The 23,802-nt window shown below is 41.0% G+C and carries 17 protein-coding genes; 11 read left to right on the forward strand and 6 right to left on the reverse strand.

The annotated features are described in order from the left end of the window. Positions 1 to 54: 54 nt before the first annotated feature. Positions 55 to 1,308 carry an HlyD family efflux transporter periplasmic adaptor subunit gene (locus ACTXGH_RS00325; protein ID WP_439295787.1) on the reverse strand — a complete coding sequence of 418 codons (1,254 nt, stop codon included), beginning with the start codon at positions 1,306 to 1,308 and terminating at the stop codon, positions 55 to 57. Between the two features lie 385 nt (positions 1,309 to 1,693). Between ACTXGH_RS00325 and pilG the strand changes: the two genes are divergently transcribed. The 9 genes from pilG (at position 1,694) to ACTXGH_RS00370 (ending at position 15,850) form a co-directional block, all read left to right on the forward strand. Continuing rightward, complete coding sequence (gene pilG / locus ACTXGH_RS00330) at positions 1,694 to 2,074, forward strand: twitching motility response regulator PilG (protein ID WP_299217802.1); 381 nt, start codon at positions 1,694 to 1,696, stop codon at positions 2,072 to 2,074. Between the two features lie 181 nt (positions 2,075 to 2,255). Beyond that, a complete protein-coding gene (locus ACTXGH_RS00335) occupies positions 2,256 to 2,618 on the forward strand; it encodes a response regulator (protein WP_299217801.1) in 363 nt (120 codons plus the stop codon). Between the two features lie 3 nt (positions 2,619 to 2,621). Then, complete coding sequence (locus tag ACTXGH_RS00340; RefSeq protein WP_439262024.1) at positions 2,622 to 3,149, forward strand: chemotaxis protein CheW; 528 nt, start codon at positions 2,622 to 2,624, stop codon at positions 3,147 to 3,149. Between the two features lie 232 nt (positions 3,150 to 3,381). Next, on the forward strand, positions 3,382 to 5,484 hold the full coding sequence (locus ACTXGH_RS00345; RefSeq protein ID WP_439262022.1) for a methyl-accepting chemotaxis protein: 2,103 nt from the start codon (positions 3,382 to 3,384) through the stop codon (positions 5,482 to 5,484). A gap of 7 nt (positions 5,485 to 5,491) precedes the next feature. Further along, complete coding sequence (locus ACTXGH_RS00350; RefSeq protein WP_439295786.1) at positions 5,492 to 6,490, forward strand: CheR family methyltransferase; 999 nt, start codon at positions 5,492 to 5,494, stop codon at positions 6,488 to 6,490. 18 nt (positions 6,491 to 6,508) lie between these two features. Further along, positions 6,509 to 13,591: an Hpt domain-containing protein gene (locus ACTXGH_RS00355; protein ID WP_439295785.1), complete on the forward strand. Its 7,083-nt coding sequence runs from the start codon at positions 6,509 to 6,511 to the stop codon at positions 13,589 to 13,591. 7 nt (positions 13,592 to 13,598) lie between these two features. Further along, the gene (locus ACTXGH_RS00360) at positions 13,599 to 14,600 is read left to right on the forward strand and encodes a chemotaxis protein CheB (protein WP_299217794.1); all 1,002 of its coding nucleotides are present in this window, start codon (positions 13,599 to 13,601) and stop codon (positions 14,598 to 14,600) included. Next, a complete protein-coding gene (locus ACTXGH_RS00365) occupies positions 14,597 to 15,175 on the forward strand; it encodes a hypothetical protein (protein WP_439262014.1) in 579 nt (192 codons plus the stop codon). Before ACTXGH_RS00360 ends, ACTXGH_RS00365 begins: the two co-directional genes overlap by 4 nt. Positions 15,176 to 15,322: 147 nt before the next feature. After that, positions 15,323 to 15,850 (forward strand): cytochrome b, encoded by a 528-nt coding sequence (locus tag ACTXGH_RS00370; RefSeq protein ID WP_439262012.1) that lies wholly within the window; start codon positions 15,323 to 15,325, stop codon positions 15,848 to 15,850. Between the two features lie 118 nt (positions 15,851 to 15,968). Here the strand turns inward: ACTXGH_RS00370 and minE are convergent, their stop codons facing one another. From minE to ACTXGH_RS00395, 5 genes are all read right to left on the reverse strand, one after another. Further along, the gene (minE, locus tag ACTXGH_RS00375) at positions 15,969 to 16,259 is read right to left on the reverse strand and encodes a cell division topological specificity factor MinE (protein WP_299217788.1); all 291 of its coding nucleotides are present in this window, start codon (positions 16,257 to 16,259) and stop codon (positions 15,969 to 15,971) included. 2 nt (positions 16,260 to 16,261) lie between these two features. Then, positions 16,262 to 17,074 carry a septum site-determining protein MinD gene (gene minD / locus ACTXGH_RS00380; RefSeq protein WP_058369466.1) on the reverse strand — a complete coding sequence of 271 codons (813 nt, stop codon included), beginning with the start codon at positions 17,072 to 17,074 and terminating at the stop codon, positions 16,262 to 16,264. 431 nt (positions 17,075 to 17,505) lie between these two features. Continuing rightward, positions 17,506 to 18,336 (reverse strand): septum site-determining protein MinC, encoded by an 831-nt coding sequence (gene minC, locus ACTXGH_RS00385; protein ID WP_439262009.1) that lies wholly within the window; start codon positions 18,334 to 18,336, stop codon positions 17,506 to 17,508. A gap of 218 nt (positions 18,337 to 18,554) precedes the next feature. Further along, the gene (locus ACTXGH_RS00390; RefSeq protein ID WP_443561624.1) at positions 18,555 to 19,643 is read right to left on the reverse strand and encodes a hypothetical protein; all 1,089 of its coding nucleotides are present in this window, start codon (positions 19,641 to 19,643) and stop codon (positions 18,555 to 18,557) included. Positions 19,644 to 19,688: 45 nt separating this feature from the next. Then, positions 19,689 to 20,651 (reverse strand): acyltransferase, encoded by a 963-nt coding sequence (locus tag ACTXGH_RS00395; RefSeq protein WP_439295783.1) that lies wholly within the window; start codon positions 20,649 to 20,651, stop codon positions 19,689 to 19,691. Between the two features lie 666 nt (positions 20,652 to 21,317). On the opposite strand from ACTXGH_RS00395, the gene ACTXGH_RS00400 reads away from it, so the two are divergent. Together ACTXGH_RS00400 and ACTXGH_RS00405 are read left to right on the forward strand one after the other, a co-directional pair. Further along, the gene (locus ACTXGH_RS00400; RefSeq protein WP_299217780.1) at positions 21,318 to 21,974 is read left to right on the forward strand and encodes an OmpA family protein; all 657 of its coding nucleotides are present in this window, start codon (positions 21,318 to 21,320) and stop codon (positions 21,972 to 21,974) included. 364 nt (positions 21,975 to 22,338) lie between these two features. Next, positions 22,339 to 23,790, forward strand: coding sequence for an imelysin family protein (locus tag ACTXGH_RS00405; RefSeq protein ID WP_439295782.1), 1,452 nt, complete (start codon positions 22,339 to 22,341; stop codon positions 23,788 to 23,790). Positions 23,791 to 23,802 lie beyond the last annotated feature (12 nt).

The following is a 23,802-nucleotide window of genomic DNA, read 5'->3' on the forward strand; positions in this document are numbered from 1 at the left end:
GATATTTTGTTCTGAAAATTCTAAAGTAAAGCTTGAGCATTGGATGGAACAACGTTATGAAACAATTACCTTTTTGCCTACTGACTCTATGGGCAAATCTGCTAAGCAAATGAGGCTATCATTACTAATACCAGCAACCAGATATTGTTCAGTGCTAGGATCGTACTTGATCACTTCTACTGACAAACGAGTTAAGCGTTGATCTTGTTTGATTATCCAAACGTTAGCAGTGATTGGCATAAGCGACTGATAAGGGGGCTTTTTTAGTGCCGACAGATCAGCATCATGGATACCATATTCAGGCATAATGGTACCGACTTCTATCTGTCCATAATCAACCCGTCCAGAAACGAGCATATCAGGTCTGAGCTTATCACGACTGGCTTCGTTTTTGACGACATGAACATAGACCTGTAGCTTGTCGGGCTGATTACTCACGACTAGTTTCCCAACTTGACCAACAAACTTCTCTGATGCGTTCTTGGCTGTAAAATTCACAGTTTGCCCGACTGACAGTTGCGGTTTCATTTTTAGAGGAAGCGTGGCAATAAACTGCAAGTTTTTATCATCGCTTAAACGTAATAAAGGCGTGCGAGCAGTAACTGGTTGGGCATTTTTTACATGTAATTTATCAATACGTCCAGAAAAGCTTGCTCGTACTACAACAGACTGTGCTGTTAAATTGGTCGGTATGGTTTGCTCTACAGTGGCTGTATCTTGATCGTTGTTAGGTTTTTCACTATCTATACTGCTATCTACCTTGTCATCTGTTACATCACGATGGGTCAAAACCTCCTCTATCGACGCTACATTATTATTCGATTCTTCATCATTACTATCTATGTCTTCTTCTTTTGGCATGTTAGTAGCGGGTTTCACCTTGCTAGTAACACCCTTTTCTTTTTGTTCAATATCTTCAGTAGCTGCAGAAGTTGCACTGACTTTATCAACAGACACTTGACGCTTTACTATTAATAGTGGGGTACCTTCCTCTATCCATTGTCCTTCTGTAACCAATACTTTTTGCACAATGATGTCATGCACTGCGACAAAACGTGACTGCTTAGTAGGTTCGATTACTCCTTGCAAGCCAAGACTTGGCTGATAGCGAGAGGGTTTGATATTCAAAATATAATCAGACGCCATAGTGACACTATCGGCACTAGCGATAATAGGAGAGTCTGCCTGTACATCTTTTTCGTTAAGCGGTTGATTGTCTACAGGTGCTGGAGGCTGGCAAGCAATTATAAGTAAGCTACTTAACAAGAAGGCACAGTTCTTGCAGTTGTTAGAAAGTCTTATACGCATCGTCATTAATCATTATGGTGAACGTCATTTTATTATATAGATAAAGAATGAAAGGTGCGATAACTAGTATCTATCTAGATAGCAGTTATTAACGACATCTATGAGACGGAATCATAGAGTGATGCGGGCAATGTAAGACAAAACAGAGCGATCATATCAATTATCCCAATTGTTGTATGCATGGTCTGAGCCATTAAAAGTTTGAGTGAACTATGACAAAACGGGCTTAAGGTATTTTGTTTATACAATATAGTTACAAAACAGACTTAAATATTGGTCGAAAAATTACTGAGACTACTTAATGAAACTCTTGTTTTGTAAGGGTTTGTCGAACAGTAAGTAGCAACCATGTCAAGAATAAATATCTATTCATAGGAAAGTAATAATGGAAAATAATTTTGAAGGGTTAAAGGTCATGGTCATTGATGACTCAAAAACCATTCGTCGTACCGCTGAGACTTTACTACAAAAAGCTGGCTGTGAAGTCGTCACTGCAATTGATGGTTTCGATGCACTTGCAAAGATTGTTGACAATAATCCTGACATCATTTTTGTCGATATTATGATGCCACGTCTTGACGGTTATCAGACCTGCGCCCTGATAAAAAACAACTCTGACTATGCAAGTACCCCCGTCATTATGCTGTCCTCTAAAGATGGACTGTTTGATAAGGCGCGAGGACGCATTGTGGGTTCTGATGAGTATCTCACCAAGCCATTTAGTAAAGATGAGCTGTTTGAGACTATTAACCAGTACCGCACCTAGCTTATATATCGACTCATTATAAAAGATATCGAACCTAAATATGTAACGACCAATTATAGCCAACAACGAGTGATCGTTTATTCAGATGTTTTGAAAAAAAGGCAATACCTCACTGAACGCATTACTTAATGGCTTTGATAATTTATCCGAATGGATAAAAACGACAATAAAAGGAATAACCATGACAACTGTATTGGTCATAGACGATTCGCCATCTGAAATGGCAAAATTTCGCGACATTCTAACGAAGAACAACTTTCAAATACTAGAAGCCAGTAATGGCGAAAAAGGCTGCTCAATGGCTGCTGAATATTTGCCAGATGTGGTGTTAATGGATGTGGTGATGCCTGAAATGAACGGCTTTCAAGCGACTCGCAAAATTACCCGTGGTAAGACAACGGCTCATATCCCTGTCGTCATCGTAAGCACTAAAAACCAGGAGACTGATCGGGTATGGGGCAAACGTCAGGGGGCTAGAGAGTACCTAGTCAAGCCAGTCGACGAAAATGAGCTTGTACGTATTATCCGTACAGTAACGGAGTAAGTTGTGGCTTCCAAAGGATTTATCGAGCTTCTACGCTTAGCTGATCTTGCCCGTGCCCGTAGTAGTGGTCGTCAAGGCGGGCAGGTGTATGATTGGCGTGGCATAGTCTTTGAAATCGGTGGTCAGCGTCTGGTTGCGCCCATGGGAGAGGTGTCTGAGGTGTTAGCTATGCCTGAATATACCAGTATGCCATTAGTAAAGCCTTGGATGCTTGGCATTGCCAACGTCCGAGGACGCCTGCTACCAATCACTGACTTGGCGCAATTCTTGCAAATTCCTAGTCAGCAGCAGAGAAGCCATCGTAAGGTAATAGTTATCGATCATAGCTCAGTGTTTTCAGGTTTATTGGTTGATAGAGTCATTGGTATCGAACAGTTTACTCGTGATCAATATCGCGCTGAAGCCATTGATAGTGACTCGCCATTTGCAGCTTATAACCATGGCAAGTTCTCCAAAGATAGTCAAGACTGGTATATTTTTATGCCGAGTATGCTAGCACGAGATTTAGACTATATTGATGCTGCGATATAAATCAGTATTTGTAGGTAATCGTAACCACTCAATATCTGCCACTAAGTTTGTAGAACTTAGGCAAGAGCATAAAAGTTATAAAGACTGACATTAAAGATGATATGTCAGCATTAAAGAAGATTTTATTAATAGAAATTTTGCCAATGATCGCTAGAAACTATCATTGGACGATGATCATTAACAACGTCAGTCACGATATGACTTAAACGACTGTTTGAAAGGAACGAGCGCAATGAGTGATGTTATAGAAAACCTTACGACTGGTAGCAATCAACAAACATCAGGCCCTAACAATAATATATGGAAGATTCTATTAGGGATTTTCACCTTAGCAAGTGTGGCTTGTTTGATTCTGCTTATTAATACGCTATCGACAGTAAGTAACTACTTAAGTAACGTCAATCAGTTAGAAGTCAGTGCAGCTAACATTGTAAAAAACGTTAATGATGCCACTTTTTCGCGTGACGCTGATGTAAGCGCTAATGCTTATGACGCCTTACAAAATAATGTGCAACGTTATCAAGTAGCATTGATCTCAGCTCAACAAAACGCCACTGATCATAGAGCGGTCTTTGGTGAGCTTAAGACCGAATGGCAAGCCAATAAAGAGAAGATTGATTACGTCCTCAATCATCGCAACGATGTCAATGCACTACAAGACATAAAAGATAATGTCGCTACGGCTACTAAACAGATGCAAAGCGACTATAGTCAAGTTATAGAACAGGCGGTCGCAGCCAACATACCTGTTGCAGCCATCAGTGATATGCAGACTCAGAGCTTACGCGCTGAGCGTTTGCATACTGAGATGGATAAGCTGACTCGTAGTATTGATGGTACGCCAGCAGAATTTGCAGAGCAAGCAGAACTATTTGCTCAAACGTTAGACGTACAACAGCAAAACTATGGTGAGTCGTTACCTGCCTTACAAAGTATATCTGAAACCTTTAATACTGCTGTTGCCCCTGTGGTACAAGAGCTTGCTTCATTAAATAGTCCTGCTATCGAGTCTCGCGAGAACGCGCGTGCTCTAGGCGAGCTTGCTACTAATACTCAAGCACAGTTGGCTAGTATAGATCGTGATATCTTGACACGTACTGGTGTGATGTGGCCTGCGCTTATATTCTTACTAGGTTTGCTTGGTGTTATATACGCGCTCTCCCAACTATTAAAGCAACAAGGTGGTACTGAGCGAGTATTGATTGAAAAAGAAACCCTACGTCGTCGCCAAGAAGCAGAAACTGAATCTGAGCGTGCACGACAAATTCAAGAAGAAAACGAACGTAACCAGATGGCTATTTTACGTTTGCTTGATGAGCTAGGTGACTTAGCGGAAGGTGATTTGACTGTTAATGCAACGGTGTCTGAAGATTTTACTGGTGCGATTGCTGACTCAGTAAACTTCGCCATTGACCAATTGCGTCAGCTGGTATTGGTTATTAACAGCACCGCTGAAAAAGTCTCTCAATCTTCTGAACAGACCCAGATGAATGCCGTTGAACTTGCCGAAGCTTCTGAGCATCAGGCGCAAGAGATTGCTAGTGTCTCTGCTGCGATTAATGAGATGGCAATATCGATTGATCAAGTATCAACCAATGCGACCGAATCTGCATCAGTTGCACAGCGCTCAGTTGCCATTGCCCATAATGGGGGCGACGTGGTACAGCGCTCTATCGAAGGTATGAACGTAATTCGCGATCAGATTCAAGAAACCTCAAAACGTATCAAACGTCTGGGTGAATCATCACAAGAGATTGGTGATATTGTAAGCCTTATCAATGACATTGCAGATCAGACCAACGTTTTGGCATTGAACGCTGCTATTCAGGCATCCATGGCGGGCGACGCTGGTCGTGGTTTTGCGGTAGTTGCTGATGAAGTTCAGCGTCTAGCAGAGCGTTCAGCAAATGCCACCAAGCAGATTGAAACCTTGGTTAAGACCATTCAGGCAGATACTAGTGAAGCAGTTATGTCAATGGAAACAACGACTTCAGAAGTTGTACGCGGGGCACGTTTAGCAAAAGACGCTGGAGAGGCGCTAGAAGAAGTGCAAAGCGTTTCTAATACGTTGGCTGATTTGATTCAAAACATCTCAAATGCGGCGCAGCAACAGGCAGAGTCTGCCGGTCATATTTCTAATGCGATGAATATTATTCAAGATATTACGTCGCAAACCTCATCAGGAACAATGGCAACTGCGCGTTCAGTTGGTGAGTTGAGCGAAATGGCAGCAGCGCTTCAAGAGTCAGTAACAGGCTTTAAATTATCTGATGATGATGAGCAGTTGCATGATTACGAAGAAGACTTTCAAGATCATACTTCCGCTATGGCGTAGATAAAAAATGTCATTTATTACATCTAACGTGGGTACGGATATACACAAGGTAAATGGCTTAAGATCCAGTAAGTTTAAGCTCAATCATTTGAGACGCAACCATCTAAAAATAAATGAGCCGACCCTTTTTCGCTTAAAAGACAGGCCAATTGCAGTTGTTCAGTGGCAACGCTATATAGAACAAGAAATTGGTTTTGTCTTGCCAAGTGAGCAGTCTCAGTGGTTGTTGAATGCGATTGAAACCACTGCCACAGAAAATGAAATGTCTGTAGCAGAGCTTTGGGAAGCTATAAAAAAAGATAACAAACTGAACCAGCAGTTACTTGATACCGTACTTATTCCTGAAAGTCGTTTTTTTCGGCACGAACCTTCAATAGCGTTTATAACATCGCTTGCAAGTCAGTACAGTGCTCGGCTATCGCAAAATATTATTGAAGACTATGCTAACGATAGCATTAGTAGTAACGGTAGTAATACAAGGCTTTTTCGCATATGGAGCGTCGGCTGTGCTACAGGCCAAGAAGTGTGGTCGTTGGCGATGAGTCTAGCTGCAAAAAACACCTCAAATTATGTGTTATTGGGCTCAGATGTTAGTCAAAAAGCGCTCACTAAGGCACGTAAAGGACAATATGATCAGCGACAACGACGACTTATTCCGTCAGTGTATCAGCACTTTACGCAACCATTAGCCGCTACCGACCAAAACGAAAATTCAACATATTGGCAAGTAGTGCCAGAGTTGCATGAACAAGTCAGTTTTATCTGGCACAACATTTTTACTCAGGGTCTAGCGACCTTGCATCTGCAGCAAGTGATTGTATGTCAGAACGTGTTGATATATTTTCGACAGTTTGATCAGCGCGATATTTTGACAAGACTGTCTGCACAGTGTGCGATAGGCGGTTATATCATATTGGCTCCAGGAGAGGCGCTGTTTTGGCGACCTTCAAATATGCGCCGCATTGCCCATCCACAGGTTAATGCATGGCAAAAAATTAGTGCCTAAACGAGTTAGGATAATCCTATGAAAAACCAGCCAAATGAAATGGTGACGCTAGAATGGCTTCTCCCACTTTTTGATCAGCAGTTATCACTAGTGTCTGAGGACTGGCAGTTAGATACTTATCCTGATTTTAAGCGTATAGGAAGAGATTACCACGAGATCAGTGGTGCATTAATAATGGCTAACTTGCCCCAACTGGCTACTTTGGCTACAAAGCTTAGCTTATTAGCCTATAGTAAGAGTGATGGTACACTATTAACTGCTCAGTATTTCCGAGTAGGGCGATTTGCTCATCAATTGTTGCAATATGAGCTGACTCAATATGTTCATACAGGAAGTTACCGAAGTGCGCTTATTGATAGAACGATTGATAAGCTTACACATTTATTACCGCAACAAAATACAATAATAGATAATAGTTTATCGCCAAAGAGCATCTCAGTTGTTGATAAACATCACTTTCCTGCCCAAACAATCGATGTAGCAATACCCAACGCTACAAAGACGAGTGGCTCTTTTTTATCATCCTTATTACCTGAGCAATATAAACAGTTGTTACTGGTATGGCGTCAACAAGTCCAGCAGTTGTTGGCCATCAATAACAATGATGCAACTGTCCTACTGAGCTTAAAAAAGGTTAGTCACTATTTATGGCAAGCTGTCAGCTTACAGCATACAAATAATACCGACGCTCAACAGCGTTTATGGTTTCTAACAGAGCTTTGGTTGAGTAACCTAGCAGACAATTCATTACCACTACCAGCTATCTATGCGCAGCTACTATCCCAGTTAGACGAGGTCTTAGCTAGCCGGTATCAGCAGGCTATCGATGTAAGTAAGCAGCCAAATAACTCATCAAGCAGTAGTATAGATTCTAATCTAATAACTGCTAAAAAAAATGAGAATAAACAAACAGCTCATGAAGATATCGAAGGTTTAATAGCTGATATCTATATACAAATAAGTGGTCTTGAGAATATTGATCAACAGACACATGGTTTGTTAAGTCATTTATCAAAATCGACCGAATCTACATTGCGTTTTTTACCACGTATATTGGTGGAGCTTGAGTCTATAATTTTAGGTCTCAATAACCCACAAGCAGTTATAGCTCCTTTGCAGCAACTCCAAAGACAGCTTGAATGTCGTGGTTGGTCTCGCTACGAAGCACAAGTAACACAAATCTTGCTCGACATTGACAATAACATGATATCAGAGTCGTCATTTGCAGAAGTAAGTGAGCAGATTGAACGTCAGCTTGAAGAGTTATATAGTGCCATTTACAACACTGAACAGTCTATTCATACCAAAATTGGCGATAAAGCGTCTTTTGTGACTTTAGCTGCTTCCGATGATACCGCTATTGATGAGAATGCCCTAAATCCTACCACCTTTACCAATGATAATTTACGCCAGCTACGTATTGCAGTTGAAGACCTAAAACATAATTTTAACGATTATGTGTATCAGCAACAAACCTACCTTTTGCCAACAGCCACTGCTTTTGATGAGATCGGTAATGCTTTTGAAGAGATGGGTTTGACGTCAGTACAGACAGTTAGTGACAAGCTTGCAAAAGTATTTGCTAAATTAGAAACCCACAAAGTAAAAAATATCAGCTGGAATCTAACGCAATCTTTAGCGGAGAGTGTGACAGCGCTTGAGCTATTGCTAGATTATTTAGCCCAGCAAGTATTTGATCGTTCTTTATTGCAGCAAGCCAATGAGCATATAGAGCAGGCGCAAAGATTGGTAGATGCATTGATAGCAGCGCCTGATAAAGTAGTGCCTGCTTTTATAGCAAATGAGACAATGTTATCCGATGTTGTTCGCTATGACGACAGTGGTGAGATCGTGCCTACTGACGAGGCGTTAAATAAAAACGTATTAGATGATGATGCTGGTGTCCAAGTAAGCGCTGCGAAAAAAGTGGATGCTATCAGTCGAGACAGCAAAGAGCTACAAGCTGCACGTACGCAAGTAAAACCTGATAATTTTGATATAGATGAAGAGATTCGCGATATTTTTATCGAAGAAGCAGACGATGTACTTACTGATTTAAAAGACTTTTTACCTATCTGGCAGCAAGATATTCAAGATTTGTCACCATTGACCGAAGTGCGCCGCGGTTTTCATACGTTGAAAGGATCGGGACGTATGGTAGGGGCCTTTACTGTTGGTGAGATGGCATGGGCAATTGAGAATCTATTAAACCGAGTTTTAGATAAGACGTTAGCCGTCACAGAAGACGTGGTCACGTTAGTGACTCAAACAACTGCGCATCTATCAGTGCTGGTCGCAGATTTTGCAGCATTACAAGAGCCTAGTATCGATCCTGCTATTACTATTTTGCAAAGTAACAACCTACTAGCAGGAAAGTCATTATTGGCTGGTTTGGATACATCTGTAGAGTCAGGTTTATTGACATCTGAGTATTCAAAAGAGATTCAGGTCGCGCCAACTGACGCGCAAAACATGGTAGGCCAACATAACACTGCAGCAACTAACTCTACTTCCAAGTCCCAAGACGCTATATTGGACAGCGCTGCCCAAACAAACAATGCCCAAACAAACAATCCTCAAACAAACAAACCAAACATTCCTATCGTGCTTGAACCTTTTATACAACAAGCTCAACAATTACCTGTTGATGCTCAAGATAGTGATCCAGAAATTAAAGAGATCTTTATCGAAGAAGCAGAAGAGGTATTGGATGAAATTACACCAAAATATGAGCAATGGCGTCTAGCGCCTTCTGACTTAACGGGACTAAAAGAAATACGTCGAGGTTTTCATACTTTGAAAGGTTCAGGACGTATGGTTGGCGCTTACTATACAGGTGAGCTTGCTTGGGCTGTCGAAGATATGCTTAATCGTATCTTAGACCATACTATTATAGTGTCTGCAGATATCGTACAACTGGTAGCTGATGTCCTAGCCACTTACCCAGATTTAGTGAAAATATTTGCTAGTAATAGCGAGGGTCACGATGCGGACTACCCAGCGGTAGTACCCTTATGGGTCGCCTGTGCTAATGCGTATAGTAAAAAGCAGGGCGATAAATTTAGTTATGTTAGCCTACGTAAAGTATGGTCCTTAGATAACAAAAACAGTTTAGACAACCAAAATAATATTGGTATGTATGATAGTAAATTCGCTGATGATGATGATAAAAAGCATGGAGACGACAGTAGCGACAACATGCTAGAGACCATTCATTCTATCAATGAGATGATGGCAGACGCACCAGTGGTAATAACACCGCAAAGTGCTGAAGAACAAACTTTTTACAAAATCTTCGTTGAAGAGGCGCATTCACTATTACAGGACATCAATAAGTTTGTCAAAGCTCATGATGGCGCTGAACACATTGAAGTCACTGATGAGATTGTACGCGCCTTCCATACTTTGCGAGCAGCTTCTGGCTCTAGTGCACTCATCTCAATTAGTGAAATTAGTGCAACTATAGAGCATAGCCTAGAGCAACTACAAAATAATGATACACCGATGAGTGATCATCACTTACAAGCGTTAGCGCAATCAGTGAGATTAATTGAAGGGTATCTGGACGCCTATCAGCAAAGTTTGGAGCAAGATTTAACTGATGAGGGTCTACATAATGAAGAAGACCTTATGTCTTTGCAAAAAATACTGAATGAATCCAATGCAGCGCATACATCAGCAGACAATAAACTAAGCGTGGCGAAGCTACTAGAAACAGACGTTGATACCCTATTAAATGCTGAATGGGAGCTGGGTGAAGCATTAAACGATGGCCGTATTGAACATGTCCAAAACTATGTTCAAAAACAAGTTGAACAAATCAATCAGTTGGCAGGCCAGACTAAAGAGTCGCCAAAATTTACCTCGTTATTAGCAGCTTTAAACTCAGCGTATAGCTATCTTAATAGCAATATTGAAGTAGCTTACGACGCAAAAATACAGACAGTATTGTTTGCAGGTCACCGCCAGTTAGTGGGCTTGTTCGATGCTTTGGCAGGTAGCATGTCTTTAAAAGTGGATCAGCAAGTACTAGACGACTTATCTGCAATTGGTACAGCAGATATTGGAAGCAGCTCAAATGTTTCAGATGATAATCTAATAGTATATCAGGAAACAGAAGAGGCCGAGGGTGATGAGTCAACGACGGTAAAAAGCATACAGGCCAATACCTTACAACTTGAAGCAATCGATACCGATATTGAGTTGTTGGAGATATTTTTAGAAGAAGCACAAGAGCTTGATAGTGCTATCGCTCAGTCCTTTAGCAAGTGGCGTGCTGATAGTGGCAATATGGCAGCGTTAAAAGTACTACAGCGTCATCTGCACACCATCAAAGGTGGTGCGCGCATGGCAGGTATCCGTAGTATCGGCGACCTGACGCACGAGGCTGAAAGTATTTATGAAGCGTTTGTTGAACAACGATTGCACCCAACAGCGCAGTGGCTGACCATTATGCAAATGGTACAAGATACTCTGTCTTTACAGATTGATTATGTTGTGCGCTATCAAGAAGCATTTTTTGCTGATGATCTCATTGGACAGTTGCAAGAGTTTGAACGCAGCGCTCAGCTACCAAGAGTTATTACTTTGGTTTTACCAGCGCTCCAAAACCATAATAATGATTCAAATGAGACGCAAGACAGTCATCAAGAGAGCGAGCAAGCTTCTGATACCGCCAGTTTGGATAGCATCATTGCTGAGTCTTGGACAGATGGTCTACCGGATCCTGATATTTTAGAAGTCTTTTTAGAAGAAGCAGATGAGATAGTTGTCAGTAGCAATAAGTATTTGCAGCTGTTTTTAGGCAACGTCAGTGACGTGGCAGCATTGCAAGCACTGCAACGAGATCTGCACACCATTAAAGGCGGCGCACGTATGGTGGCGGCGAATGGTATTGCTGATCTTGCGCATGAGATGGAGACAGTATACGAAGAGTTGGCTATTCTGAGAAAGCCTGCGACCAAAATGATCTCACAGCTGCTAACAGACTGTCATGATTGGTTGGCTGATGCGGTGTTTATCCTAAAACAGCAGGTCAATCCATCAACACCCAACGCATTAATCTTGGCGCTAAAGCAGTTTAGTAAAAACCCTGATGACTTAAAACATATTCCTAATGAAACGTTGCAAGCTCAGCGTAGTACGATTTTAGCAGCCAAAATGCTACAACAGTCAGGTCGTGTAGTCGAAAATTTAAAAGAGATGCCATCTATGGCAGGTAGCTTTGCAGAGCAAGAGCAAAGCACCAGTAGTAACGAGATGATTCGTATCTCTGGTGGTTTGGTTGAACATATGATTAACCTATCGGGTGAGTCTGCAATCAACCGTGCACGTATTGATATGGGTATAAGTAGCTTAACCAATAGTATTGAAGAAATGGGCACTACCGTTCAACGCTTAGCGGATCAGCTACGCCGAATGGAGATTGAGCTTGAAGCGCAAATCTTATCGCAAATTGATGATGATGAATTGGTGAATAACGAGGACTTTGACCCATTAGAGATGGATCAGTACTCTTCATTAAATCAGCTATCTAAATCGCTCACAGAATCAGCTTCTGATTTGATCGAAATCAACAGCACTATGTTAGAAAAGACACGTGATAGTGAGGGTTTGCTGCTGCAACTATCGCGTACCCAAACTGAACTGCAAGATGGGTTAATGAATTCGCGTATGGTGCCATTCACACGTGTGACACCGCGTCTTGAACGTATTGTACGTCAAACTGCTAATGAGCTTAATAAGTCGGTAGAATTGACAATTATCAATGCTGATGACGAAATGGACAGAACCATTCTAGAGCGCATTACCTCGCCATTAGAGCATATGTTGCGTAACGCAGTCGATCACGGTATTGAAAATGTTCAAACTCGTCTAACAGCTGGTAAAAACCGTAGCGGTCATATCACTTTAGAAGTCCTACGTGAAGGCAGTGAAGTTGTCATCAACCTTAGTGATGACGGTCGCGGTATCAATGTTGAGGCAGTCAGAAATAAAGCAATTGCTCAAGGGCTTATTGATGCAAGCGATAACAGTCTGACTGATTTAGACATTATTCAGTATATTTTTAATGCCGGTCTTACGACTACCCAGCAAGTCACCCAAATTTCAGGGCGCGGGGTAGGAATGGATGTAGTTATCAGTGAAATTCGTCAGTTAGGCGGTATGGTAACCGTCACATCTGAGGAAGGTAGAGGATCGCGCTTTACCATACGTTTGCCATTAACAGTGGCGGTATCTGATGCTTTGGTAGTACGTGCAGCGGATCGTTACTACGCCATACCTTTGGTACAGATTGAGCGAGTAATACGAGTGAATCCAGAAAGGCTATATGATTATTATGCATCTGGTGCTACCACTTTACATATCGAAGATGAGGATTACCGAGTCCGTTACCTAAATGAAATCTTATCTGGTAGTAAGCTGAATGAGCTGATGGTCAGTACCAATACTAGCTTACCGCTTATCGTCATTAAAAACCGTGCTGGTCAAAAAATGGCCCTGCAAGTGGACCAAATTGCAGGCTCTCGTATTGAAGTGGTGTTAAAGCCACTTGGTCGTCAGTTATCACATTTGGCAGGTATTTCGGCTGCGACTATTATGGGTGATGGATCGGTTATGTTGATCTTAGACCTTATCGCGCTAATGCGTAATGCATCGACGCAAAACATGGTTCAAATACCAAAGCCTGAACGTAGTGGAGTGGAAACACAAGTGACTGTGCTTGTAGTTGATGACTCTGTGACGGTTCGAAAAGTCACGTCACGTTTACTTGAGCGTCAAGGTATCAATGTAGCTCTTGCAAAAGATGGTGTTGATGCCATTGAGATTTTACAAGAGACCATACCTGACTTGATCTTATTGGATATAGAAATGCCACGTATGGATGGTTTTGAAGTGGCAACACAAGTAAGGTTCGATAAGCGCTTACGAGATATTCCAATCATTATGATAACGTCACGTACTGGTGAAAAACATCGCGAACGCGCATTAGATATTGGGGTAAACGATTATATGGGTAAACCCTTCCAAGAGACTGAACTACTAAATAGAATGCAGATGTTACTTGGTCAAAAGATAAGCTTGAGTCATGATGGATAAAACCTATATGTCCAATGTTATTGATAAAGATAACAAAGACATCAGAGTACTAGTAATTGCAGAACATCAACATCAGCGTTTGGCTTTCACTGATACCGTACGCAGTTTAGGATTTATGCTAATCGATTGCTTATCGCGGCAACAGTTGCAAGATAAGAGTAAGTTATATGGCGTTCAAGTCGATATTTGGTTGATTGATGGCGATTATGACGACAGCATAGCCAGTTTTATTATGGCATCTCAATCTAGTGCAGTGCTGGTAGGGTTTAGCCCAGCACCGTACCTAAATGAGATGCAACATTATGCAAAATGGCAGCGCAAATTAAAGCGTAAACTGGCTAAGCTGCTAAACAAGCCAGCATTGTTAGACAATCCACCGATCGACAACAATCCTGCGCCTTGGCGTTATGTCGTGTTTTTAGGAGCATCTATGGGTGGTCCGCATGCAGTAAAAACGTTCTTAGACAACTTATCGCCTACGCTACCTATCTGTATCTTACTCGCGCACCATTTTAACCAAAATATGATAGAGACCTTACCTCGAATATTAAATCGCCATAACGATTGGCGTTGTCAAGTGATTACGACAACTCAGCGCTTGCGAACAGGACATTGTCTAATCGCACCCATTGATCGACAGATTATATGTGACTCAGATGGTCGAGTCATATTAACAGAACAAACATGGTCAGGAGAGTACAAGCCTGGTATTGGACAGCTGCTCCAAAACACCAGTGATGTTTACGGTAGTGATCTTGTGAGCATTATATTTTCTGGTATGGGCAAGGATGGTGCTCAATACATAGATTTAATTCAAGATAATAACAGTCAGCTATGGGCGCAGAATCCAAGTACAAGTGTTTGTCCTAGTCAGCCACAAGCCATTATTGATTCTGGTCACTGTCAATTTATTGGTAGTCCTGAATTACTTGCCCAAAAACTTACCAATTATATTAGTGAGATGACAGCGGGTATCATTTCACCTTCATTTACTGTGAGCGATGTATGAGCCAAATTATAAAACATTCATTTGAAGCTGTCAGTCTATTGACGACTGATAATGGCATGCTAGAGGTTACTATTATTCCTGCTGCAAATCAGCCAGATTGGATTATTCCAAGCAGTTTGATTCTAAGTGTTGATGACCATAATGAACGTGTATGGGTATATGAGTGGGAACAGACAAAAGTTGCGGTATTTCACTTGTTACCCCATGATCAGCCTATTGATAAAACCATTGTGTTAGAAGGCAATACCAATGCGCATCGATTTGCTTTACAAACAGCAGGGGATTTACATCAAATGAAAGTCAGTATTTCAGAAGTTAAGGATGCTGAGTTGCCCGAACATCATATACAAGTCCCTGTAGACGATAATAATAATATCCCTACCAGTAGTGAGAAAGAGGAGGAGACAGTAAGCGCTCAATTTAAAGAAAATGTCATTACCTCTTATATGTTTCAAGTAGTCACTATCAATGATACCCTTTACTTAATACCAGATTTGGATAAGATTGCTCATCAACTGATCGGTTTAAGTGATGAAGCTCTACTAGATACGCCACGCTCAGCTACCTCAGATTGAAAGACAACTCATAGCTTTTTTTGAAAACGTTGAACTGATTTGCATAAATGGTTGTGCAAAATATATTTTAGAGGTATGGTTTGAACTATTTACTAAAGTGATCTTAATAGGTCAGTAGTGTCAGAATCAAACGGCATGGAATGTTTTATGGATAGTAATAATTCAAACGTAAAAAAATGGTCAGTTAGTAGTCGCATATTCCATTGGATTAGCGCCATTTTACTGCTAGTAACTTGGACAATGATGTTTTTATATAACAATTCTGATAGTAATCTATATATTGGACTACATAAAGCCTTTGGCGTTAGCTTATTGTTTTGGATGATTGCACGAGTGATCAATCGACTGCTTACCAAAGCGCCACCGCCAGTACCAATGCCAAAATGGCAGTTACTGATGTCGCAATTGTCACACTTTGCGCTCTATACACTGTTGATTGCGATGCCGATTGCAGGGCTACTTATGTCTGTCTATGGTGGTCGACCTGTCGACATTTTCGGGCTGTTTCAGATTCCAGTGTTTGTTAATCCAGATCGAGGCCTAGCACGTTTTTATAACGATCTACATACCGACATTATATGGCCGATGATTATTGCCTTTACATTAGTTCATATTGGAGCGGCTTTGCATCATCAATTTATCAAAAAAGACGGACTGATAGCACGCATGAAATAACGACAGATTAAGTTATATACAGATAGTTAAATAAAAAGCCCCCAGTAATTTACTGAGGGCTTTTTTAGTGATAGATGGTTTTGAGATTTAATGCAAATCAAGCATTTATCTATCCGATTTACTTTTTATGTTCAGGCAAACTGATATTCATTTCAAGGACATCAAGTGTATCCTCAGAGCGATGATTGATATTGACGTCGTCAATTTGTACGCCATTAACGTACTTATTGACTACTTCTAATATTTCACGTTTCATCTTTTCGATACGATCAGTGGTCAATCGATTGTTTAACCGATTTTCACTTGCAACAATGACCTTTAAGCGCTCGGTGGCCATATTGGCACTACCTGCATGACTGTTATCATCGGTACCAAACAGACTACTCCAAAATCCTTTCTTTTTACTCATTATTAACCCCCAAACCAGCGCTGTAATAGACTCTTTTTCTTCACGTCGAGATGACGTAATGGACGCTCTTCCCCTAAGAAACGGGCAACGATATCGTCATAGCACTGACCAGCGACCGAATCGGTATAGTGAATTACCGGCTCACCGTGGTTAGACGCTTCAAGCACTGAATGACTTTCAGGAATAACACCAAGTAGTGGTACTTTTAAAATATCATTAGAGATGGTATCAATGTCCATCATCTCATTGGCTGCCGCACGCTCAGCATTGTAGCGCGTGATAATCAAATGCTCACGTATAGAACCTTGGTTTTCTTCTACCTTTTTAGTACGGCTTTGTAAGATACCAATAATACGATCAGAGTCACGTACTGAAGAGATTTCAGGGTTAGTAACAATAATGGCTTCATCAGCATGATACATCGCTAGCTGCGCACCGCGCTCGATACCAGCTGGAGAGTCACAAATAATGTAGTCAAACTGCTTAGATAACTCAGATATAACTTCCGTTACACCTTCATCTGTCAAAGCATCTTTGTCACGTGTCTGACTAGCAGGCAAAATATATAGATTCTCTAATTGCTTGTCTTTGACTAATGCTTGCGATAGACGAGCATTACCGTTGATGACGTCAACGAAGTCATATACGATGCGATTTTCACAGCCCATAATCAAATCTAGATTACGTAAACCCACATCAAAATCAATAACAACCGTCTTATAGCCACGCAATGCTAAACCTGCGGCAAAAGAGGCACTGGTCGTGGTTTTGCCCACGCCGCCTTTACCTGAAGTGATTACAACAATCTTCGCCACAATGGCACACTCCTATAATTCAATGGGATATTCGATAGTTAAAAATCGTTTAATAAACGTGAATATAATGTTGATGCTTACAGCACTGGATATCTATGATTCAGTATTTAATAATAATTATGTATCGTTAAACATAACAAGCATAATACGACTACTATCTGCGAGCGTAAGCCTAGCATAAATCAACAAAAATTTATAGCTTGTCTATAACAAACACTAAAAACCTGTTGAGATAAACCCTATTTTATATAATTGTTTACTAATCTTGTAGATAGTGGCTGACTTACAGATTTATAGTAGGATAGTTTTGTTAAATTACCTTACTTGAATATTAACGAAGTCTTATGTAAGTACTTTTTAACTTTCGCCAAAATAAAAAACAGCCTTAACTATCAAATAGTTTGGCTATTTTTACATAACATAGTTGCATATTAAGTGCTTTCCATGACGGTAAACACCAAGCCTTCCCCTTCTACAAAACGCACTTGTACTGGTTTGTCGATAGTATTTTCAGGCAGGTTGTCACGCAAGCAATAAGTGCCAGCGACAGAGACTAGGGATGGATTAAATACCTGACAAAATATACGCGCGTCTTTGTCGCCCGTAGCTCCCGCAACTAGACGACCTTGGGCGCGCCCGTAAACATGTAAGCTATTATCTGTGATGGCTTCAGCACCACTATTGACACTATTGGTTAGGATTAAATCACCACCAACATGGTTTATACTTTGGCCTGAACGTAGCAGTTGATCGTAAATCATACTGGTGATGTGCTCACTACTGAGCAAGGTCTCAGCCGAAATATCTGCAGTGCTATTATCTTTGTTTACGACTGTATCGTCAGCACTGCTGTCTGCTTTAGCTTGTAAATCTGCTGTTTTTTCAGCGTTGGTTTGGCTCAACTGAGTGACTGATTTTTTACTAGACACAATACGCTCTATGCGTTTGCCATCTGCTGGGAATATCGCCAGTCTTTGAGCCTGCGCTTGCCTATCAAGCAATCCTGTTACGACACCGATAGGCTGTAAACCCCACGACCACAAAAGCTCAATCAAAGCGGACAAATCTTGTTCAACGCTACTGTCGATGATGACAGGAATCTGACTGCTCTTGTTGCTTAACATGTCTGATAAATGTGCTTCAATAGCGGTTAAATCATTGGTTCTCAGTTGCAGGCGTGAAAACGTCAGCATCTTTCCATAAAAGGTTATCGCAGGTTGAGATGTCATATCATCATGCTGGCCTGTATTCGAAGTCGTCATAATGCAAATCCTTAAAAGATACTAATAACGCTGCGATCACGGCGCAGTTGTTACTATAAATAAATCGTTAGTTTGTTCGCTATCAACGAGCAGTGTACTAAGGGTTGCTGGTATTTAACAAGCCCCTAGTCATACAAAAATTGACATAAATAGTTACATAAAAATTGAAATCCGATCATCATAAAGGCCTGTTTTTAGCAGTACCTAGGTCATAGAAGTTATAAATTGAGCATATCTTGATGTTTCCATTGCTGAATTTTGATTTGTGCTTCAAATTCGCTCAAGCTATCATTGATGATACTTGCAAGCAACGCCTCCAGTGCTGCATTATTGATATCAATATTTACAATACTATGGGCAATATTTACCATCAATGCGTCAATATGCTCAGCTTTCAGCAGACGCTCGTTGAGAGAGTAGACGACATTTTCTCCAATATTATGCCCAATATGTTGAAGTTGTGATTCAATGAGGCTACCTGCAATCGGAATCAGACGCAGGTAACGCCGCAGCTCAGGAGTGTTAGCGAGTCCGTCTTGAATGGCATTACCAACCTCGTTTGCTATCATCTGACCACCTTCTGATTTATCAGTAAGCTTTTGAAGCATGGGCGCAAGCTCTTGACGTAACAACGATAACAACATCGCTTCGATCTGCTCGCGATTGCGCTCAATAGTCGATTTAATCAGCGATTTATGAGCGTTAGAGTCAGTAAGCTGTTGCCGAAAGTTATAGATAGTCGTCAAAATGACACGATCAGACAGTTCTTCTAGTAACACATCGATATAAAACTTGATACGGTTGATCCAGGGTTGCGGTAGTACCTGATAACCAAGCTGATGCAAGCGTCGACCGATTATCACAGCTCGAAACAGACGTAGTGCACGTAGCTGCGGGAAGCAGCCAAGTACTTCATACCAATGGACAAATGGAAAGAAAAACCATCGATAATAGACCTTATCTTTAATAGCAATTGCCCAACGTACCAGCAGCTCAATAATCAAAAATATGGTAAAGAACCCACCTATGGTACGTAGCGGATCGTGCAAGCTGGTCTGATACCAGCTAAGTCCATCACTAATCGCCAACCATCCTGCCACATGGCTACTAAAGTTACTCATCAAAATTGCATCGATGCTAATAAATAGTAGGTCAATACTAATAGCGATAAGCATCACAATATCATAAGCCAACTTTAACCGGTTCGGCTGTGGACGCCTAGGAGGCTTTGGTTCTGATAACGAGGTTTTTAGCTGATTGGGCAGCGGCTTGGTATCTGTAACAAAAGGAGTAGTAGAGGCGGACACAATCATACCTTATATCGTCGATGGTTATATTAGAGCAATTTAGTCTTAAGCATTGTTAGGTTCAGAGTTGGAGACAAACTCAGCGAGCATAGTATCGATACGTTCATTTTTTTGTTGCCATACGTCCCCAACCCAATCAAACATCTCAGCTTTAATCGATTCATCTTTTTCGTAACCACCTTTTTGGATAGCAGTGAACAGCGTGTCAGGCATCTCGATATAGCGGACATCGACTCCCAAGCGTTTGATGTTGCCTTTCCACAAATCGCTATAGCTTGGTATGCCATCAGGATAAACGATGGTCATGTCTAAAATACCATCGATATCCTCACCCAAAGCATTAATAGCGAGTGCAAGACCGCCTGCACGAGGCTTGAGTAAATGACTATAAGGCGATTGCTGCTTAGCGTGTTTGGCTTTAGTAAAACGCGTACCCTCTAAGTAGTTTAATAGGGTAAAAGGTTTGCTTTTTAACAAAGCACAAGCACGTTTGGCCTCCTCTATATCCTTACCTTGTAGAGCTGGGTTTTTCGCTACCGCTTCTTTTGAATGCCGGCGCATCATAGGAAAGTCTAAAAAATAAAAGGCTTGTCCAATGACAGGAATATAGATCAGCTCAAACTTGGTAAAAAAACGCGTTAATGGTAAGCGCTTTTCGCTAACATACTGTACGATACTGGTATCGACCCATGATTGATGATTACTAATCAGCAAGTATTTACCCTTCGAATGCACGTCATCAGGTAGGTTAATACGCCAATCTTTATTAGGTAAAATATTATCAATCAAAGCATTATTGCTATTTATCCAATAATTGGTCACTTTAATGACAGTATCATCAGCAATTTTCGCGCCAGTAATGGTTTTGGCAGCGCCCATAAACCATATAGGTATGCTCGCGCCGATACTATTCCCAGTAATAACACCCGTAGCCGTCGCAAGAGAGAGGGCTTTGCCGAGTCTGGGAGCGCGCTCATGCAGTTTTTGAATAGTAGAAGTCAATTGCACGATAAGTCCTTTTTTATTTGTCGTAGTAATCGTTGCTAATGTTATAAGGGCTGCTAATACTATAGAGAAAATACAAGTGGTTTATATAGATATAGCAACGTGAGCCATATAAATTTAAATAAAACGATAAATTTATAGTACTAAGCAGGCACGAGTTTAGCAGAAAGCAATAACAGTGTACGAGTGTTAACATCACTTTCGGTAGCAAATACTACAAATATTTCGTTATATTTACGGTTATAACTATTGGCTAAAATCGAGAATATTTTGAATAATAATATTTTTACTATTTAGAAAAAAGTATATATTGAGGACGTTTTACAGTATTTACTGCCTTTATATAATCGTATCGATAACAGTGTGTGTAAGGTCTCATGCACTTCTTATACATAGATGTGACAAAATATTACACATAGACAGAACTTGCTTGCGATAATAATGACGAGTGTGAATAACACCTAACAAGCTGTTTAATGTTTGGTATCTTGTGAACTTATACGACTGTCAAATATAACTGCTTTTGATTCTTTTCAAAAACGTTATAATCGTTAACTGTACTAAACCCTAATATGTCGCATATCAATCATATTAATAGCGTGTTTTTAGAGGAAAAATTCTAGAATACAACAGAGTACAATGAATAAATTTAACTTAAGAGGGAATATTATGCGTAATAAATTAATGATTGCAGCAGTAGCATCAGGTCTAGCATTGAGCGGTTGTACCACTGATCCAAACACTGGACAACAGCGTTTGAATAAAACGGCTTTGGGTACTTTAGTTGGTGCAGCAGGTGGTGCGACAATCTCAAAGGCTACTGGTGGCGATAAGACTGGTCGTGATGCTGCTATCGGTGCGGCGCTAGGTGCTGGCGTTGGTTACTATATGGAACGTCAAGCAAAGCAGCTTGAGCAACAAATGGCTGGCACGGGCGTCACGGTCGAGCAAAATCCGAATACGGGTAACATTGACTTGGTTATGCCAGGTAATATTACTTTCTCATTTGACGATGCAACATTGAGTTCTTCTTTCAAGCCAACATTAGATAAGCTTGCATCAACAATGAACCAATATAATAAAACGACAGTAAATATTGCAGGCCACACTGATAGCAAAGGTTCGGATGCTTATAACATGCGTCTATCGCGTGACCGCGCTTACTCAGTCGCTAACTATTTGACTGCACGTGGCGTATCTTCCAACCGTATCAATGTGGTTGCATATGGCGAGTCTCGTCCAGTTGCTGATAATGGTACAGATTATGGTCGTCAGCAAAACCGCCGCGTAGAGTTGACTATCAACTCACCACAAAGCATAAACTAAGCACCAAATACGTATTTGTATCGAATAACATTTTATTGAATAACGAAAAAAAAGAGCTGGCACTTTGCTGGCTCTTTTTTTTGCTGTAAATTTATGAAAGGTAGAGAGTAGTTATTGAAAAAATATTAATATTAAATTAAATATTGATAATGATTATCAATAACTTTATACTTCATTAGTATTTATTATGGCTGTAACGCTAACATTTTTATTATGCATAATTAGATGTATGACTAAAAAGAGTCGTCATATAAAGATAAGTGCGCTTACGACTCTAGGGACAAAATGCCTAATAATATTTGGTCAAACTTTAGTATTTGGTCAAAATTGATAAATTCTTTTGCAAAAATTTTTGAGGATGTGTATGACATTTACCACAGTAACGAGCCGCAAGATTTTACCAACTACTTTAGCTACTGCACTTACCGCGATACTAATGGTGTCGGGTTGTACCAAACAGACAGAAGAGGACACTACTGTTACACAGACAGAAGTGCAAAGCGCAGAAACATCTGATGATGGACAGCGCTCAGCTGCCGAGCAAGCTCACATTGATCGACTGGTAAGTAGCTATGCCAATATGGCACATGCTGCCTATAAAGACTCACTAGACACAGCAAAAGCCCTACAAACTGCGGTCGAAACCTACGTAGCAACACCAACTAAAGCTAACCTAGATGCTGCAAAAGCTGCTTATAAAGCGGCGCGTCAGCCCTATTCACAAACCGAAGTGTTCCGTTTTGATGAAGGTTTTGTCACGGCTAATGACGAGCGTGCCATCGGCAGCGTCGATGGGTGGGAAGGTCAAATAAATGCATGGCCACTTGATGAAGCGTTGATTGATTATGTCAGTGATAGCTATGAAGGTGAGTACAATAGCCAGGACAATATTATCAATAGCGATAGTATTACGGTTGGCAGTATTAAACAAGATACCAGCGAAATTACCCCTGAGCTACTAGCAGAAATGAATGAGATCGGTGGTAGTGAAGCCAATGTCACAACAGGCTATCATGCAATTGAGTTTATGCTATGGGGTCAAGACACCAATGGTGTGAGTGCGGGTGCAGGAGAGCGTCCAGTGACTGACTATGCCACTGAAGCTGGGCAATGTACCAGTGGTGATATCGTCAATGATGACGCCAGTATATGTGAACGTCGCGGTAATTTTTTAAAGGCGGCGACTCAGCTATTGGTTGATGACTTAACAGCGATGGAAGCTGAGTGGCAACCTGATAGCGAAAATACTTTACGTAGTGATCTTATAGCGCGTAAAAATGATAATGCTTTACGTCAAATCATGTATCAAATGGGCAGCTTAGCACTGGGTGAGCTGGCTTCTGAGCGCATACAGGTAGCGTTTGTGACTGGGTCAACAGAAGACGAGCACGAATGCTTTAGTGATTTGACTCACTTAAGTTATGCCAATAATGCACGTGGTATCCAAAATGTATTCAGTGGTAGCTATCAAACAGTCACTGGCGAAACCGTTGGGGGTTACGGTATTCATCAGTATCTTATTGATAACGGACACTCAGACGCCGCTGATAAATTGGCCATTGACTTTATCAAAGTAGAAGATGCTTTTAATTTCATCGTTAAAAAAGGCGAAGAAGAAGGCATTAAGGTTGATCAAATGATTGCTACAGCAGGTCAAGTGAGTAAACAAGGTATCTCGGCTGAAGAGCAAAACACGCGTCGTGGCTGGATTGAGAGTAGCATTACTAGCTTACAAGAACTGACTGCTGGTATCGAAAATGCAGCAAAAGCGGTCGGTATCGACAACTTAGATGCCGATGCAGGCTCTCAGTTTTAAGTTGACGCTTAT

Origin of the sequence: Psychrobacter sp. 1Y10 (assembly GCF_052259005.1) — a bacterium.
Classification (GTDB): Bacteria; Pseudomonadota; Gammaproteobacteria; order Pseudomonadales; family Moraxellaceae; genus Psychrobacter; species Psychrobacter saeujeotis.

Coding starts and splice junctions, on each gene's coding strand:
- ACTXGH_RS00405 (WP_439295782.1), top strand. CDS start 22,339: ATGACATTTACCACAGTAACGAGCCGCAAGATTTTACCAACTACTTTA.
- ACTXGH_RS00350 (WP_439295786.1), top strand. CDS start 5,492: ATGTCATTTATTACATCTAACGTGGGTACGGATATACACAAGGTAAAT.
- ACTXGH_RS00365 (WP_439262014.1), top strand. CDS start 14,597: ATGAGCCAAATTATAAAACATTCATTTGAAGCTGTCAGTCTATTGACG.
- ACTXGH_RS00345 (WP_439262022.1), top strand. CDS start 3,382: ATGAGTGATGTTATAGAAAACCTTACGACTGGTAGCAATCAACAAACA.
- minE (WP_299217788.1), bottom strand. CDS start 16,259: ATGAGTAAAAAGAAAGGATTTTGGAGTAGTCTGTTTGGTACCGATGAT.
- minC (WP_439262009.1), bottom strand. CDS start 18,336: ATGACGACTTCGAATACAGGCCAGCATGATGATATGACATCTCAACCT.
- ACTXGH_RS00370 (WP_439262012.1), top strand. CDS start 15,323: ATGGATAGTAATAATTCAAACGTAAAAAAATGGTCAGTTAGTAGTCGC.
- ACTXGH_RS00360 (WP_299217794.1), top strand. CDS start 13,599: ATGTCCAATGTTATTGATAAAGATAACAAAGACATCAGAGTACTAGTA.
- ACTXGH_RS00400 (WP_299217780.1), top strand. CDS start 21,318: ATGCGTAATAAATTAATGATTGCAGCAGTAGCATCAGGTCTAGCATTG.
- ACTXGH_RS00335 (WP_299217801.1), top strand. CDS start 2,256: ATGACAACTGTATTGGTCATAGACGATTCGCCATCTGAAATGGCAAAA.
- ACTXGH_RS00355 (WP_439295785.1), top strand. CDS start 6,509: ATGAAAAACCAGCCAAATGAAATGGTGACGCTAGAATGGCTTCTCCCA.
- ACTXGH_RS00325 (WP_439295787.1), bottom strand. CDS start 1,308: ATGCGTATAAGACTTTCTAACAACTGCAAGAACTGTGCCTTCTTGTTA.
- pilG (WP_299217802.1), top strand. CDS start 1,694: ATGGAAAATAATTTTGAAGGGTTAAAGGTCATGGTCATTGATGACTCA.